Here is a 16,633-nt window from a genome sequence, read left to right as displayed (position 1 = left end):
GTGATCTCGCACCGCAGCGAGGTTTCCGAGAACGATCCGCCGCGCGCGGGACGATGCTTCGCATCGCCCGGGGCGCGCGATAGCCGAGGCTGCGCCTCGGCGTCCCCTGCAAGGACGGCGGCCGAGCGGCCTATGCTCTCCCGCAAGTCCAGGGCAATCGCATAAGGCTTGCACGATGCGGCGGCATCCGCACCGGGCTCCCTCTCCCGCTTGCTTGCGGGAGAGGGTTGGGGAGAGGGTGTCTCCGCAACGGGATAATCTCCCAGAGGAAAGAGCCCTCACCCGCCGCGCTCTGCGAGCGCGTCGGCCTCTCCCGCAAGCGGAAGAGGCGGAGCAAGCCCGCAGACAATTCTCGTGAAATCCATGCGGCGCAGCGCAACTACTCCGGCTTGATGTCGGCAGCCTTGACGATCGGCCACCATTTCTCGACCTCCGCCTTCTGGAAGGCCGCGAGCGCCGCGGGCGTCTGCTGCTCGAGCGGCGGAATCTCCTGCCCGAGTTCGGAGAAGCGCTGCTTGACGGCGGGATCGGCGAGGACAGTGACGATCGCCGCGTTGAGCTTTGTGACGATATCTTTCGGCGTGTTCTTCGGTGCCCAGATGCCGTGCCAATAGGAGATGTAGAGCCCGGGCAGCCCCGCCTCGTCGACGGTCGGAATGTCGGGCGCGGACGCAAGCCGCGTCGGCGATGTCACCGCGAACGCCTTGATCGCGCCGTTCTTGTATTGCGGCAGCGAGTTCGAAGCCTGGTCGAACATGATGTCGATCTGGCCGGCGACGAGATCGATCATCGCAGGTCCTGCGCCGCGATAGGGCACGAACTGGAAGTCGGTGCCGGTCTTCTCCTTGAAGAAGACGCCGGCGACGTGCGCGCCCGTGCCCGCACCGGCGGTGCCGGCGGTGGCCTTGCCGGGGTTGGCCTTCAGCCAGGCGATCATCTCTTTCAGATTGTTGGCCTCAAGCGACTTGCGGCCAACGATGAGCTGCGTGCCCATCGCGATGGTCGCGACCGGCTCGAAATCGGCGAGAAGATCATAGGGCAGCTTGAAGATCGCCCCGTTGAGCACATGCGTGCCCCAATGGCCGATGGTGATCGTCGTGCCGTCAGGCGTCGCGCGCGCGACGCGGGCGCCGGCGATGCTTCCGGAGGCGCCGGCGACGTTCTCGACCACGACCGTGGTGTGCAGCTCGGCCGCGATCCGCTCCGACAGGATCCGCGCCAGCGTGTCGGTCGGGCCGCCCGCCGCGAACGGCACGACAAGGGTGATGGGACGCGACGGAAAGGGCTGCGCGCTGACGGGTGAGCTCCACGCCCCGCATCCGAGCAACGCGCAAATAACGATCACATGACCGCGCAATCCGGCCCACAGCCCCCGCATCGTTCTCTCCCACCCTTTTTGCCACCCGCATGTTGTCCGCGGGCCGGAGCCGGAGTGAACGCTGCCGCACGGGCAGAGGCAAGCCAGAACTTATCCGGCCGCCCGCCGCGGCGTCAGATTGGCCGCGCCATCCGCGGGCGGCGCGATCTGCATCAGGATCGTCTGGACCGGCGATGCGATCTCGACGCCGTGCTGCTGGAAGCGCAGCTTCATGCGGCGGTTGAATTCGCGCTGGACCGGCCAGCGGCCGGCCTCGGTGCAGCGGATCTGACCGACGATCGAGACCATGGCGCCGTCGACCTTGTCGATACCCCACAATTCGAGGTCGCCGCGGATCGCCGCGCGAAACTCCGGCTCGCGCCGCATCTCGTCGACGATGTCCTTGAGGATCTGGCCGGCGCGATCGGTGTCCTCCTTGTAGGCGACATTGACGCTGACCGAGGCATTGCCGGCGCCGCGGCTGGCATTGGTGATGGTGGTGACCGCGCTGAACGGCACGATGTGCACGGCGCCGTCGCCGGCGCGCAGGCGAATGGTGCGGATCGAGACGTTCTCGACGACGCCCGAGAGACCCGAGACGCTGACGGTGTCGCCGACCTGGACCGTGTTCTCCAGCAGCAGGAATAGCCCGGTGATGAGATCCTGCACCAGCTTCTGCGAGCCGAAGCCGATGGCGATGCCGACGATGCCGGCACCGGCCAGCAGCGGTGCGACATTGACGCCGATCTCGCTCAGCGCGGTGAGGCCTACGACGGCGGCGATCAGGCAGAGCAAGGCAGTTCGCAGCATCGGCTGGAAGGTGCGCAGGCGCGCGGCCCGGGCGTAGTGCCCGTCTCGCGACAGCGAATTGATCTGGCGGTCCAGGAGCGCATTGCTGGCTTCCCAGATTGCCGCCGCGATAAACGCGGCCAATCCGATCGTCACCACCGCCGAGATCAGCCGGCTGCCGATCTGGCCACCATAGAACCAGACGATGGCATCGACGCCCCAGACTTCGAGCACGGCGACGAAGCCGATGAAGGCGATCACGCCGGAGACGATCCTGCGCAGCAGCGGCAGATAGCGGTTGGCGCGGACCTCGAGGCCCGGAAAGCGCTGGAGGATCTCCGGCCTGATGCGGAAGCCGCGGTCGATCAGGCTCAGGGTCACCATGATCGCGACGCGCGTGATCAGCGCCACCGCGATGGTGCCGACGAAATATTGCAGCAGCAGCGAATAGCCGTTGCGGATATTGAGCGCCCACACCGCCCACAATGCGAGGTCGAGCGCGATGGCAAGGTAGTGCCAGCCGGCGGCGATGCGGTTGCGCAGGCGGGCGGCGATGCCCTGCCGCTCGGCCGGCGCGCGGATGGCCTCGGCGACCTGGCGGCGGCATTGCAGGATGATGACGACGATGAAGAGATGCACGACCAGCATCACCATGCGCAGCAGCGCGGCATAGCCGGCGCGGTGCAGTCCGAGCAGCAGCGCCACATTGGCAAAGGCGATGCCGGAGACACCGACGCCGACGATGCGGCGCGCCCAGATCTCGATATAGGCCGCGGTCTCGGCGCGCACCGGAAACAAGCCGAACGGCCCGGCCAGCGCGCGGACGACGCAGATGAGCCCGCGCGAGAATGCATAGGCGTTGACGACCGCGAGGATCACGAAACGGACGATGACGGGATCCCCGATCTCGGTGCCGAGCAAGGCGGTGGCGACACCGATGAACACGAACACCGGCAGCAGCTCGAGCAGCAGGCGGCCGAGCACGAAGGGCAGCCGCAGCAGCAATTGCCAGACGCGCGCGAGGCTATGGCGTCGCTTCTGCAATTCGGGCGCCGGCGTCACGTCGGCCACCGACGATGGCGGATCGGCGATCGGCAGCGCCTGCACCGGCACGCGCGCGGTTTGCGGCACGCGCCCCTCAAGGAACGCCACCGGACGCCGGATCAGGCGGAAGATCGCCCATTCGGCCGCGAGCGCGCAGCCGAGCACAAGCGCGAGCTTCCAGGCGATCTCGATCAGCAGATTGTAGGCGGCGGGATCATTGGCGGTGCGCACGATCCAGTAATAGAACGCCGGGAAATGCGTCAGCGTCCGCGCCATGCTGGCGATCTCGCGCGAGATCTCGCCGATCTGCTCCGACACCGTGAGCAGGAGCTGCGCGCCGAGACCGTCCGCCGAGAGCGGGATTGGCGATGTCTGCTCGGGCGCGGACTGCTGCGGACCGGATGCGTTCGCGATCACGCGCAACGTGTCGATCATCTGCGCGCGCTTCTTGTCGTCCTGGAGCGTTTCCAGCGCGCGCTTCGCCTCGTCAGGCGACAACGCGGCCGCATGATTGGCGGCCGGACCGGGCGGCTCGGCGTGGGCGACACAGGACGACGAGATCGCGAGGAACAGAGCGGCGAGGAGCGCCGGGACAAGCTTATGCGACACGATGGTTCCCTGGAAAAAATGAATGCGCCGGCGGAGTCGGCATCGCCCCCGCCGAAGCACTGCGTCATGTCGGACCGTCGTCATTCGCCCCGGCGCTGTGTCGGAAATTGGCCAATGAGGCGACTTTCTCTTGGCATTTGCCGCAGTGCAGGAATGGGAACTGCGAACGTCCGCGGCCCGGCTTCGCCGTGCGAGACGCGCCAAATCTCTCCCGTCATTCCGGGGTTCGGCCCGGAATGACGGCGAGGAGGAGGAGAGAAAACAGGATGTCAAACACGCCGGTCGGCCTCGTCACGGCCATCCACAGCGTTCAGCGCGTCATCAAGCGCGATCGAAATACAGCGCCGGGACGGTAGGGGCCTTGCCTCACTGATGCGGCCCGCTAAACCTTGTCCCGGCGTGCCGTTCGCGGTTTTCGCCGCTATGCGATAGTCCGAACGAGCTCCATCGCAATTAACGCGGCTGGATTTGCGGAGGTGGCGTCATAGACCTCCCCTTGCTCTGATGTGGACGTTTGGCGTCGCTTGTTTGCGACCGTGACGATGCTCCTCCCGTGCCGCAAAACTGTCAAGCGGGATCAAAGGCGCACGGGATCACATTTAGCGCGAGTTCCTTCGGCCGCAACGTTAGCGGCGCTGCGAACGATCGTCTCGCACAATCGTAGCGTGGGCAAAGGCGCACTTGCTCTGTGCCCACCACTCGTCGAGATAAAAAATGGTGGGCATGCCTCCGCCTTCGCTCTTCGAGTTACGAAGGACAAGTCGCTTCGCCCCCCTCGCAAGATCCGAGCTCGACCTGCTGCGATGATGCCATCATGCCCCTGTTTTGCCCGACGCGTCAAGCCAATTTCGTAAAATCCGCAACGACATCACGCCAGTCGGCCAAGCCATTGATTCCGCTGTCACCGGCTACTGTGCATGGGGTTGTTTTCGATTTCTGTTCTCGCATGCTGTCGCAGCCGCCGTTCACCGTCACTTCTTGCCGTCCTTTCCCTCCTTCTCAAGCGCCTTGCGCACCGCCTTGAATTCCTCGAGCGAGGCCTTGTCGGCGCGCGGGAAGCGCAGATCGAGCTTTTCGAGCGCGGCATTGATCACCGAGCCGATCACGACGCGCGCGAACCATTTGTGGTCGGCCGGCACGACGTACCACGGCGCATGCGGCGTTGCCGTGTGCCGGACGATGTCCTGATAGACCGCCTGGTAACGCGGCCACAGCGCGCGCTCCTTGATGTCGTCCATGGAGAACTTCCACTGCTTGGACGGAATCTCCAGGCGGTCGAGAAAACGTTCGCGCTGTTCGTCCTTGGAGAGGTTGAGGAAGAACTTCAGCACCACGGTGCCGTTACGCGTGAGGTAACGTTCGAACGCGGCGATGTCCTCGAACCGCTCCTTCCAGATGTTCTTGGTCACGAGCTTCTGCGGCAGCTTCTGCTTGGCGAGGATTTCCGGATGCACGCGCGTCACCAGGCATTCCTCGTAATGCGAGCGGTTGAAGATGCCGATATGGCCGCGCTCGGGCAGCGCGACGACGTGGCGCCAAAGGAAATCGTGATCGAGCTCCTTGCTGCTCGGCGCCTTGAAGGCGGTGACCTCGCAGCCTTGCGGATTGATGCCCTCGAAGATCGCCTTGATCGCACTGTCCTTGCCGGCGGCGTCCATGGCCTGGAACACGATCAGCAGCGACCAGCGGTCCTGGGCGTAGAGCTTCTCCTGGAAGTCGACCAGCCGCTTCTTGTTGGCGTCGAGAAGCTCCTGCGCCTTCTCCTTGTCGAGATCGCCCTTCTCGTTCGTCTTGTAGTCCTTGAGGTGAAACTTGCCCGATCCGTCGTAGCGGAAGGGCGCAATGTAGCGGTCAAGTTCCTGGGCGAGCGATCTGGACGGCTTCTTGCTCATGAGCGCGGGGCACCTTGCGTTGGGGCTTCAATCGGTCGAGCAAGCTACCAAGGATGCCCTTGGGAAGGAATATGATGAAGAGCACGAGCAGCACGCCGTAGACGAGGTTGTCCCAGCCGACCGCCTTGGTGCCGAAGCCGATGCGCAGGGTCTCGGCCAGCAGGATCGTGATGATCGCGCCGAAGGTCGGGCCGAGCGAGACGAACAGGCCGCCGACGATGGCGGCGAATACCATCTGCAGCGACACCGCGATGCCGCTGACCGTGTCGGGCGTGATGAACATCTGGTATTGGCAGTAGATCGCGCCGGCGAGCGCCGTCATCAGCGCGCTGAGCAGCGTGATCTTCAGCTTCTCCGCGGTGACGTTGACGCCGGCGGCGGCCGCGGCGTCCTCGTCCTCCGAGATCGCCTCCAGCGCATAGCGCGCCATGCTGCGGTCGATCCAGTGCCAGGCCACGATGCCGAACAACCAGGCCGCGAGCGCGACCAAGTACCAGGTGGTCTTGTCGTCGAACTGCAGGGCCAGCAGCTTGTTGCCGGAGGCCCGGTTCGGGGTGTAGCCGAGCGAGCCGCCGGTATAGTCACGCGTCGCCGTGATGACCTGGAGCACGATGCCTGAGAGCGCCAGCGTCACCAGCACGAAATAGTGCCCGGTGATGCGGAAGCGGAAGCAGGGATAGCCGACGATCAGCGCCAGCGCGCCGGCCGCGACCATGCTGATGGGAATGCCGATCCAGGGCGACAGGCCCAGATGATTCCACAACAGCGCGGTGACATAGGCGCCGATCCCCATGAAGCCGCCATGGCCGAGCGAGACGAGGCCGAACCGTCCCATCATCGACCAGGACGTATAGGCGAACGACCAGATCAGGATCAGCACCAGGATGTGCAGATGATAGGGGTCGCGATAGACGAACGGCAGCGCGACCAGCACCGCCAGTCCGATCCCCCATGCGGTGAGACGCCCCTGCCCCGTCATCGGCGCCTCGCCAGCAGGCCCGCGGGCCGGATGAACATCATCACGATGAAGAAGGCGAAGGCGAGCACATAGCCCCATTCGAGATCGGAGAACAGGCCGCCGAGCGAGATGATCTCGGCGAACACGAAGGCCGCGATGAAGCCGCCGATGAAATTGCCGAGGCCCCCGAGCACGCAGATCAGGAAGGTGATCGGCCCGAACGAGAGGCCGACAAAGGGATGCACGTCATATTGCAGCACCAGGAGGCAAGCGGCGAGCCCGGCCAGCGCGCCGCCGAGCGCGGAGGTGATGAGATAGATCCGCTTGGTGTCGACACCCATCAGCGCCATGATCTGCCGGTCCTGCGAGATGGCGCGGATCGCGGTGCCGGTGAAGGTGCGTGTCATGAACAGATAGACTGCGACCATGCCGACCAGCGCGGCGAGGAACGAGAGCAGTCGGGCGTAGCTGAAATTCATGTCGCCGAAGGCCAGCACCGGCAGGCGGATGCCGAGATTGCGGAAATCGATGCCGAAGGCGACGGTGGCAAAGCTCTGCAGCACGAACAGCACGCCGCCGGTCGCAAGCAACTGGTTGATTGGTGGCGCTGTGAGCAGCGGTGCGATGACGAGGTAATGCAGGAGCGCGCCAAGCAGCGCGACCAGCAGGATCGTGAGCGGCGCGGCGACGAAATAGCTGACGCCGTAATACTGCACCATGAAGTACATGGCGTACATGCCGATCATCACGAGCTCGGCGTAGCAGATCCAGGTCACGTCGATGACGCCAAAAATCAAGTTGAGCCCGAGCGCGAGCAGCGCCAGCACGCCGCCGAGCAGGATGCCGTTGATCACGGCCTCCAGCAGGTAGATATCGAAAACATCCAGGAACGCCTGCATGAGCCTCACACCCCGAGATACGCTTCCTTGACCGTGTCGCTCGCCAGCATCTCGGCCGAGGTGCCCGACGCCCGGATCGTGCCCGCCTCGATCAGATAGGCGCGATCGACCACCTTCAGCACTTGCTGCACGTTCTGCTCCACGATCAGCACCGTCAGCCCGCTGGCACGGATCCGCTTCACCAGCTCGAACACCTGCTGCACCACGACCGGCGCAAGCCCGGCGGAGGGCTCGTCCAGCAGCAGCAGCTTCGGATTGGACATCATCGCGCGGCCGATCGCACACATCTGCTGCTCGCCGCCGGACATGGTGCCGGCCATCTGATGCCGGCGCTCCTTGAGCCGCGGAAAGAGGTCGAACACGACCTCCAGCCGCTCGGCATAATGGCCGCGCGCCTCCTTCATGAAGGCGCCCATCTTGAGATTGTCGTCAACCGTCAGCTGCGGAAACAGCCGCCGGTTCTCGGGAACGTGGGCAATGCCGAGGCTGACGATCTTGTGCGGCGGCCTTGCGACAACATCGACGCCCTCCATCCTGATCGATCCGCGCGTGGGACGGATCAGGCCGGAGATGACGCGCATCAGGGTGGTCTTGCCGGCGCCGTTGGGGCCGATGACGCCGACGGCCTCGCCGGCCTTGACGTCGAGATCGACGTCGAACAGCGCCTGGAAGGTGCCATAGCCGGCATCGACGCCGCGGAGCTCCAGCATCATTGCCCTCCCGCGCGGCGGCGCGCTTCGGCGGCCGCGGCCTGCGTGGTCTCGGCGTCGGTGCCGAGATAGACCTCGATGACGCGCGGATCGCCGGCGACCGCGCTTGGCAGGCCTTCCGAGATCTTCTCGCCGTGGTCGAGCACCATGACGCGGTCGACGACCCGCATCAGCACGCCCATGATGTGCTCGACCCAGATGATGGTGATGCCGAGCTCGTCGCGGATGTTGCGCAGCATGTCGGCCGCCTGGTCCATCTCGGCCTCGTCGAGGCCGCCGAGGCTCTCATCGGCGAGCAGCAGCTTTGGCGCGGTGGCGAGCGCCTTTGCGAGCTCGAGCTTCTTGAGGCCGGCGGCGCCGAGACCATCGACGCTGGCGTGCCGATCGATCGGCAGGCCGACCATCGCAAGCGATCGCTCGGCCGCCTCCTCCGCACCGGCGCGGCTATGGCGGCCCTGGCCGTAGAAACCGGCGAGCGCGACATTCTCGAAAATGGTCAGCCGGCGGAACGGGCGCGGGATCTGGAAGGTGCGGCCGATGCCGCTGTTGACGATCCGGTGCGGCGCGAGGCCCGCGATCTCGGAGCCGCCGAACAGGATCGAACCGGAGGTCGGCGCCAGCGTGCCGGATAGCATGTTGAAGATCGTGCTCTTGCCCGAGCCGTTGGGTCCGATCAGGCCGAGGATCTCGCCCTGCTCGACCTTGAACGACACGTTGTTGACGGCGGTGAAGCCGCCGAACCGTTTCACCAGCCCGCTGACTTCCAACACCGACCCGCTCTCCTTGTCAAAACTATTGCGCTACTGGTTGCTGTAGGTGGTGCCCTTCGGCAGCGGCAGCACGGCTTCGCGCTGCGCCTGGCTCTTGGGCCACACTACGTAGGATTTGTCGTCGATGTATTGGATCACCACCGGGAAGGAGCGCTCGTTCTGCCCGGCCATCGGCGTTCCCTCGCCGTAGAACTTGACGCCGAAGCCGAGCATGGTGCCGCCTTCGGGAATGTCGGTGTCGAGCGCGGCTTTGCGCAGTGCGTCCGGATCGACGCCGCCATACGTCTTGATCGCGCGCGGCAGCACGTCGTTCATGAAGACGTAGGTGTTGGACGCGCCGATGCCGACATGAGCGGAGCGGATGGCGACGCCGGGCTTGATCTTGTCGAATTCCTCTCCGACCATCTTGATGACGGGCCCGAGCTTCGGGTCCATCGTCTTCTGGTTGGCGAGCCAGATCGAGATCGGGTCGGTGTTGAAGATATAGGTGGCGTCCGCGCCCATGCCCTCCTTGAGCTTCTCATAGACGCCGTAGCCGGCGCCATGTCCCATCAGCGCAGCGAATTTCAGGCCCTGCTCGCGGGCCTGCCGCAGCAGGAGCGTGATATCGGGGTTGTAGCCGGTGTGGAAGATGACGTCCGGCTTGGCGCGCTTCAGCTTGGTCACCAGCGCGGAGAGATCCGGCGCTGTCGCCGAATAGCCTTCCTTGAGCACGACGTTGAAGCCCGCCTTCTTCGCGCCGGCCTCGTTGCCCTTGGAGACGTCGACGCCATAGGCGCCGTCCTCGTGGATGATGGCGACGCGCAGCTCGCCCGGCTCCTTGCCGAGCTTCGTCTTGGCATTCTGCGCGATGAAATCCATCGTCATCATGCCGAACTGGTCGCCGCTCGCCTGTGGCCGGAACACATATTTGTAGCCTTTCTCGTTGAACACGGCCGACGAGATGCACGTCGTCATCCACATGAACTTCTTGAGCTGCTCGACGCGCGCGGCGACCGGCACGCATTGCGCCGAGGAGAAGAAACCGAGCACCATGTCGACCTTCTCCTGCTCGAGCAGGCGGACGGATTCGTTGATGGCGATGTCGGGCTTGCTCTGCGCGTCGGCATAGACGGCCTCGACCTTGTAGCCCTCGACGCCCGTCTTGGCGAAATGGTCGAGGATGATCTTTGTACCGACATAGTTCAGCTCGGAGCCGCCGCCCGCGAGAGGCCCGGTCAAATCAAAGACGACACCGATCTTGATCTTCTTCTCTTGGGCCTCAGCGGATGCCGCCAAGCCCGTCGCTGCTATCGCGACCAACAGCCCACGTACCAAGCGGGCAGCCATGCGCAGGCGCATCTAAACCTCCCTGGACGATTGTGCATTGCAGTCTTGTTACTTTTGCTTTTTTGCCCATCACATGGGCTGCGCGCAGCGATGTCAAGCCTCGCGCATCAGCGCGATGCGAACTGCTGCGCGATAAAGGCCGTGACAAATCGCGGCATGGTCGGCGTGAGATCATCCATCCCGCGCACGAGATGAATGGCCGACAGCTCCGGTTCGGCCTCGCGCGCCAGATTGGCCTCGATCCGGGCGCGCGCAACGTCGCCCGGCATATCCAGGTTGAGCACCCGGATCATCGCAATCGTACGGTCGGAGACGACACAGTGCCAATCCGCTTCGGCCCGATAATCGTCGGCCGTGAGCCCGGTCTCCTCCTCGAGCTCGCGAACGACGCTGCCGGGAATATCGAGCCTGCCGTCCCTGACGTCGCCCGGATCGGGTGTCCCCGAGGGGAAATAGATCCGGCCTGCATTGGCGGTGTGGGGCGCCATCTCGCCCATGACGAAAGCACCGTCGGATGCGCGCAGCGCCCCCATGCCGAAACCGTTGAACACGGAGGGGTCCGGAAATCCCCAGTCGCGCCAGGCGAGGAAGCTTGCGAAATCCACTTCGGAATAGGTCGCGGCCAGACGGCCGTCCGCGAACACGGGATCGCGGCCGAGCAGGATGCGGCCGTTCCAGATCTTCGGCCGCTCGCGCTGCTTCTCGGCGAAATGCGCCGCGATCTCGACGCGGCGCTCCTCAGCAAACGGCCAAACCGTCGGCCGCACGGCAAGATCAAGCGTCGTGACGCGATGAATGATAGGTGACGTCATGACGCCTGATTACAACGCGTTCGCGTCAGTTATTTGGCGCTCCCCGTGGTCTTCTTGGCCTGGTCGACGAACTTATTGGTAAAAGTCTTGCTGACGTCGATCTTGGCGTTGGCGACCTCTGGCGAGCCGACGCTGAACACCGCGAGCACGGCGTCCGCGCCCTTCGGGTCCATCTTGCCGGTCTGGGAGAACATCGGAATCGTGTTCTTCAGCGCGGCGAGATAGAGGTCCTTGTTCTTGCCGACCATCTCATCCGGCATCTTCGCCATGATCTCCTCGGGCGAATGTGAATGGATCCAGGCGAGCGTGGCCAGCATCGCGTTGGTGAGCGCCTGCGTCTCCTTCTCGTGCCCATTAACCCAGGCCGCCGTCGAGTACAGCGCGCCGCCGGGATATTCGCCGCCGAACGTCTCGAGCGTATCCTTCTGGGTGCGGGTGTCAGAAAGGATGCGCAGATCCTTGTGGCTGCCCTGGAGCACGGTCACGGAGGGGTCGAGCATCACGGCCGCGTCGATCTGGCCCTGCTCCATCGCGGCGACCGCGGTGGCGCCGAGGCCGACGCCGATCACGGCGGTGCCGGCGGGGTCGAGCCCGTTCTTCTTCAGAAGATATTTCAGAAAGAAGTCCGTGGAGGAGCCGGGCGCGCTGACGCCGACCTTCTTGCCGGCAAGATCCTTGATCGATTTGATGTCGTTGGTTCGCGAGGGGGCGACAACCAGCACGAGGCCGGGATAGCGGTCATAGACCACGAAGGCCTGAAGCTCCTGCTTCTTGGCCGCGAGGTTGACGCAATGGTCGAAATAACCGGAGACGACGTCGGCGCTGCCGCCGAGCACGGCCTTGAGCGCGTCCGAGCCGCCCTTGAGGTCGACCAGTTCGACATTGAGGCCTGCCTTCTCGTATTCGCCGAGCTGCTTCGCCAGCACCGTCGGCAGATAGCACAGGCAGGCGCCGCCGCCGACGGCGATGGTAACCTTGCTTTGCGCCGCGGCAAATCCGGTGGTGAGCGTCAGCGCGAGCAGCGCGCCGGCGAGCCTGGCAATCGTGTTCTTCATTGGTTTCCTCCGTTCGGCCGGCCGCACCATAGAGCAGAGGGACGGGCTTGAGAAGCGCAGGCGGAGGCTCTGGCCATCGGCCTTTCGGCGCAATAGCATGGGCCCACAACAATAATCCTGGTGGGGGAGGATCACCATGAATCGCCTTGCTGCCGGCCTGTCGCTCGCCGCCGCCTTTGCCCGGCGCTTCGCGCCGCCTCTCTCGCTTGCTTGCGGGAGAGGTTAACTGCCGCCTCAGCTCGCACTAATTCCCGCAAGACGCATTGCGCCTAGCCCCGCCCGTCCGACGCGGTCGGCCGCCATACCAGCAGCCGCCGCTCGACCAGCGTGACCCCGAAGTCGATCAGGATGACGAAGGCCGACAGCACGAACATGCCGGCGAACACGCCAGCGACGTCGAACACGCCTTCGGCCTGCTGGATCAGATAGCCGAGCCCCGCCGCCGATCCCAGATATTCGCCGACGACCGCGCCGACCACCGCGAATCCGACGGAAGTGTGCAGCGACGAAAACATCCACGACAGCGCCGACGGCCAGTAGACGTGCTGCATCAGTTGCCGCTCGCTCATGCCGAGCATCCGGCCGTTGTCGAGCACGGTGCGGCTGACTTCCTTGACGCCCTGATAGACGTTGAAGAACACGATGAAGAACACCAGCGTCACGCCGAGCGCGACCTTGGACCAGATGCCGAGGCCGAGCCACAGCGCGAAGATCGGCGCGAGCACGACGCGCGGCAGCGCATTCACCATCTTCACGTAGGGATCGAACACCGCGGCAACCAGCGGCTGGCGCGCGAACCAGAAGCCGACGAGGACGCCGCCGAGCGATCCGATCACGAAGGCGAGGATCGATTCCGCGAGCGTGATGCCGAGATGCTTCCAGATCACGCCGGAAGCGAACCATTTCACGATCTGGCTGAACACGTCGAACGGGTTGGAGAAGAAGAACGGCGGCAGCAGGATCTTGCCGAACACCGGAACGGTGGACAGCACCTGCCACAGCACGATGCAGATGACCGCGACCAGGACTTGCAGCGCGAACAGCGTCGGACGCGACATCAGACCGCCTCCGCCGCATGGGTGGATTGCGCGTAACCCTTCATCACCTCGTCCTTGAGCACGCTCCAGATCTCGCGATGGAGCGCGTGGAATTCCTTGTCGAGCCGCACCTCGAATATATCGCGCGGGCGCGGCAGGCTCACGCGCCAGTCGCCGATGATGCGCGAAGACGGCCCGGCCGACATGATCACGACGCGGTCGGCGAGCGCGATTGCTTCTTCGAGATCATGGGTCACGAACAGCACGGCCTTGCGGTCGGCATTCCAGAGGTCGAGCAGCAGGTTTCCCATCACCTGCCGGGTCTGTGCATCGAGCGGGCCGAACGGCTCGTCCATCAGCAGGATCTTTGGATCGCGGATCAGCACCTGCGCCAGCGCCACGCGCTTGCGCTGGCCGCCGGAGAGCATGTGCGGATAGCGGCCCGCGAAGGCGCCGAGGCCGACGGATGTCAGCCATTTCTGCGCCCGCGGCAGCGCTTCGGCGCGCGGCGTGCCCTTGATCTCGAGCCCGATCGCGACGTTGTCCAGCGCAGTCTTCCAGGGGAACAGCGCGTCGGCCTGGAACAGGTAGCCGGCGTCCCGGTTCAGCCCCGCCAGCGGCCGGTCGAAAATCTTGACGCTGCCGGCGGCAGGCTTGAGCAGGCCGGCGGCGACGTTGAGCAGCGTCGATTTTCCGCAGCCGGTCGGCCCGACGATGGCGACGAACTCGCCCTGCGCCACCGTGAGATGCGCCTGCTCCACCGCCGTATAGACCCGCCCGTCTGCGAGCCGGAACGCGACCTTGGCATCTTCCAGCGCCACCGCCGTGGGCGTTGTCATGTGTTTCCTCCAGACTTGGTCCGATGCCTTAGCCTCTCGCGCCGCCAAGTTCAATCAAGCCGTCAAGCGTGCTACGCATGGGCTCTTGCCGTGCTCTTACTCTCTCCTGGAGGGTCTCTCCAGGGGAGGTAAGAAAGAATGAGCTCCTCCAATGCATTCCAACGCTGCCATCAGCTACCAGCGTGTCACCAAAAGCTTTGGCCCGCTCAAGGCCGTTGCTGACGTCTCGCTCGACATTGCCGAAGGCGAGTTTGTGGCCATCGTCGGCGGCTCGGGTTCGGGCAAGACCACGCTGCTGCGGCTCGCCAACCGGCTGATCGAGTCCGATGGCGGCACCATTACCGTCGAGGGCGAGGACGTGCGAAACGTCGATCCGGTCGCGCTGCGGCGGCGGATCGGCTATGTCTTCCAGAGCGGCGGGTTGTTTCCGCATCTGAGCGTCGCCGACAATATCGGGATCACGCCGAAGCTGCTGGGCGTGCCGGTGGCGGATATCGCCGCGCGTGTGGACGAGCTGATCGAACTCGTACAGCTCGACGGGGCTGCACATCGTGACCGGCTTCCGGAGGCATTGTCGGGCGGTCAGCAGCAGCGCGTCGGCGTCGCGCGGGCACTGGCGGCGCGTCCGCGCATCGTACTGATGGACGAGCCGTTCGGCGCGCTCGATCCCCTCACCCGCGATGCGCTCGGCGACGATTATCGCGCGCTGCACCGCAAGCTAGGTCTGACCACCGTGATGATCACACATGACATGACCGAGGCCATCCTGCTCGCCGACCGCATCGCGGTGATGCGCGGCGGCAAGCTGGTAGCGCAGGGCACACCGGCAGAGCTCTCGAACAGCGGCGACGCCTATGCGCTGGAGCTGCTGCGCACGCCGCGGCGCCAGGTCGAGCGGTTGAACGCGCTATTGTCGCAGAGCGGTCCGGCATGAGCCTCCTCACTGATCCGCGCTGGGGCGAGGCGCTGGCGCATCTGCCCGACTATCTCGGCAATCATGTGCGGGTCAGCCTCGCCGCGCTCGCGCTCGGTCTCGCCGCCAGCCTGCCGCTGGCGATCCTGACGCGAAATCGGCCCGCGCCGCGCGCGGTCCTGCTCGCGCTCGCGAGCATCGTGCAGACGGTGCCGGGGCTGGCGCTCCTCGCGCTGTTCTATCCACTCCTGCTGCTGGCTGCCTCGGTCGCACTCGCCTGGTTCGGCGTCGCCTTCTCCGCCTTCGGCTTCCTGCCGGCGATGCTCGCGCTGGCGCTCTATTCGATGCTGCCGGTGCTGCGCAACGGCATCACCGGCCTCAATGGCATCGATCCGGCTCTGATCGAAGCTGCCAAGGGCGTCGGCATGACGGCACGGCAGTCGCTCGTCATGGTCGAGCTACCGCTGGCCTTGCCGGTGATGATGGCGGGTATCCGCACTGCCGCGGTGTGGGTGATCGGCACCGCGACGCTCTCGACCCCGATCGGCCAGACCAGCCTCGGCAATTACATCTTTGCAGGGCTTCAGACCCAGAACTGGGTGTTCGTGCTGTTCGGCTGCTTAGCCTCGGCGCTGCTCGCGCTCGCGGTCGATCAATTGCTCGGCCTGATCGAGAGCGGTCTGCGCCGGCGCCGCCGCGTGCGCACCGCGCTTGGCGGTATTGGAATCGCGGCTTTGGTCGCCGCGACGCTGGTACCGACGATGGCGCGCTCGCCGCAGACCTATGTCGTCGGCGCCAAGACATTTGCCGAGCAATATGTGCTGTCGGCCCTGCTCCGCGACCGCCTCCAGGCGGCGGGTCTCCCCGTCACGGCACGGTCGGGCCTCGGCTCCAGCGTGATCTTCGAGGCGCTGAAAGCCGGCGACATCGATCTCTATGTCGACTATTCTGGGACGCTCTGGGCCAATCAGCTGCACCGTACCGACATCAAGCCGCGCGCGGAGTTGCTGGCTGAACTTAAGACCGCGCTCGCGCAGGACAACATCACCCTACTCGGCGAGGTCGGCTTCGAGAACGCCTATGCGCTGGTGATGCCGAAGCAGCGCGCCGAGGCGCTTCATATCCGCAGCATTGCCGATCTCGCCGTGCATGCGCCGGCGATGTCAATTGCCGGGGACTACGAATTCTTCTCGCGGCCAGAATGGGCGGCGCTGCAAAAAGCCTACGGCCTCTCGTTCCGCAGCCAGCGCCAGATGCAACCGGACTTCATGTATGCGGCGGTCGCCAGCGGCGAGGTCGACGTCATCGCCGGCTACACCAGCGACGGGCTGATCGCGAAATACGATCTTGTCGCACTCGACGATCCCAAGCACGCGATCCCGCCTTACGACGCGATCCTGCTGCTCGCACCAAAGCGCGCCGGCGATGAGAAATTGCAGGCGGCGCTCACGCCGCTGCTCGGCAAGATCGATATCGCCACGATGCGCGAGGCAAACCTGCGCGCCAGCGGCAATGATGCGAATTCATCTCCGGATGCGGTGGCTAAGTGGCTGTGGGGGAAAGTGGGTGAACGTTAAGCAAGCATCTCGTAGGATGGGCAAAGGCTCGTAAGCGCCGTGC

The 16,633-nt window shown here is 65.0% G+C and carries 14 protein-coding genes; 2 read left to right on the top strand and 12 right to left on the bottom strand.

What is annotated here, in order from left to right:
* Positions 1 to 379: 379 nt before the first annotated feature.
* From ACVWY3_RS00510 to ACVWY3_RS00455, 12 genes are all read right to left on the bottom strand, one after another.
* The gene (locus ACVWY3_RS00510) at positions 380 to 1,378 is read right to left on the bottom strand and encodes a tripartite tricarboxylate transporter substrate-binding protein (RefSeq protein WP_456836705.1); all 999 of its coding nucleotides are present in this window, start codon (positions 1,376 to 1,378) and stop codon (positions 380 to 382) included.
* 90 nt (positions 1,379 to 1,468) lie between these two features.
* Positions 1,469 to 3,799, bottom strand: a complete 2,331-nt coding sequence (locus ACVWY3_RS00505) for a mechanosensitive ion channel domain-containing protein (RefSeq protein ID WP_456836704.1) — start codon at positions 3,797 to 3,799, stop codon at positions 1,469 to 1,471.
* 971 nt (positions 3,800 to 4,770) lie between these two features.
* Entirely contained in the window at positions 4,771 to 5,691 is a 921-nt protein-coding gene (locus tag ACVWY3_RS00500) for a polyphosphate kinase 2 family protein (protein WP_456836703.1), read from the bottom strand.
* Positions 5,651 to 6,670, bottom strand: coding sequence for a branched-chain amino acid ABC transporter permease (locus ACVWY3_RS00495; RefSeq protein WP_456836702.1), 1,020 nt, complete (start codon positions 6,668 to 6,670; stop codon positions 5,651 to 5,653). The genes ACVWY3_RS00500 and ACVWY3_RS00495 overlap by 41 nt, the downstream gene beginning before the upstream one ends.
* On the bottom strand, positions 6,667 to 7,548 hold the full coding sequence (locus ACVWY3_RS00490; RefSeq protein WP_456836701.1) for a branched-chain amino acid ABC transporter permease: 882 nt from the start codon (positions 7,546 to 7,548) through the stop codon (positions 6,667 to 6,669). Before ACVWY3_RS00490 ends, ACVWY3_RS00495 begins: the two co-directional genes overlap by 4 nt.
* Positions 7,549 to 7,553: 5 nt before the next feature.
* Positions 7,554 to 8,258 (bottom strand): ABC transporter ATP-binding protein, encoded by a 705-nt coding sequence (locus tag ACVWY3_RS00485; protein WP_456836700.1) that lies wholly within the window; start codon positions 8,256 to 8,258, stop codon positions 7,554 to 7,556.
* Entirely contained in the window at positions 8,258 to 9,028 is a 771-nt protein-coding gene (locus ACVWY3_RS00480) for an ABC transporter ATP-binding protein (RefSeq protein ID WP_456836699.1), read from the bottom strand. The genes ACVWY3_RS00485 and ACVWY3_RS00480 overlap by 1 nt, the downstream gene beginning before the upstream one ends.
* A 30-nt stretch (positions 9,029 to 9,058) precedes the next feature.
* Positions 9,059 to 10,369 carry an ABC transporter substrate-binding protein gene (locus ACVWY3_RS00475; protein WP_456836698.1) on the bottom strand — a complete coding sequence of 437 codons (1,311 nt, stop codon included), beginning with the start codon at positions 10,367 to 10,369 and terminating at the stop codon, positions 9,059 to 9,061.
* A gap of 95 nt (positions 10,370 to 10,464) precedes the next feature.
* Positions 10,465 to 11,169: an NUDIX hydrolase gene (locus ACVWY3_RS00470; protein WP_456836697.1), complete on the bottom strand. Its 705-nt coding sequence runs from the start codon at positions 11,167 to 11,169 to the stop codon at positions 10,465 to 10,467.
* Positions 11,170 to 11,198: 29 nt separating this feature from the next.
* Positions 11,199 to 12,224, bottom strand: coding sequence for an ABC transporter substrate-binding protein (locus ACVWY3_RS00465; RefSeq protein ID WP_456836696.1), 1,026 nt, complete (start codon positions 12,222 to 12,224; stop codon positions 11,199 to 11,201).
* Positions 12,225 to 12,493: 269 nt separating this feature from the next.
* On the bottom strand, positions 12,494 to 13,282 hold the full coding sequence (locus ACVWY3_RS00460) for an ABC transporter permease (RefSeq protein WP_456836695.1): 789 nt from the start codon (positions 13,280 to 13,282) through the stop codon (positions 12,494 to 12,496).
* Positions 13,282 to 14,100, bottom strand: coding sequence for an ABC transporter ATP-binding protein (locus tag ACVWY3_RS00455; RefSeq protein WP_456836694.1), 819 nt, complete (start codon positions 14,098 to 14,100; stop codon positions 13,282 to 13,284). The genes ACVWY3_RS00460 and ACVWY3_RS00455 overlap by 1 nt, the downstream gene beginning before the upstream one ends.
* Positions 14,101 to 14,251: 151 nt before the next feature.
* Here ACVWY3_RS00455 and ACVWY3_RS00450 point away from each other — a divergent pair, with 151 nt between their 5' ends.
* A complete protein-coding gene (locus ACVWY3_RS00450) occupies positions 14,252 to 15,034 on the top strand; it encodes an ATP-binding cassette domain-containing protein (protein ID WP_456836693.1) in 783 nt (260 codons plus the stop codon).
* Positions 15,031 to 16,590, top strand: coding sequence for a glycine betaine ABC transporter substrate-binding protein (locus ACVWY3_RS00445; protein WP_456836692.1), 1,560 nt, complete (start codon positions 15,031 to 15,033; stop codon positions 16,588 to 16,590). The genes ACVWY3_RS00450 and ACVWY3_RS00445 overlap by 4 nt, the downstream gene beginning before the upstream one ends.
* Positions 16,591 to 16,633 lie beyond the last annotated feature (43 nt).

The sequence above is a fragment of the Bradyrhizobium sp. USDA 4486 genome (genome assembly GCF_054057995.1).
This window is presented reverse-complemented; position numbering and strand designations above follow the sequence as displayed.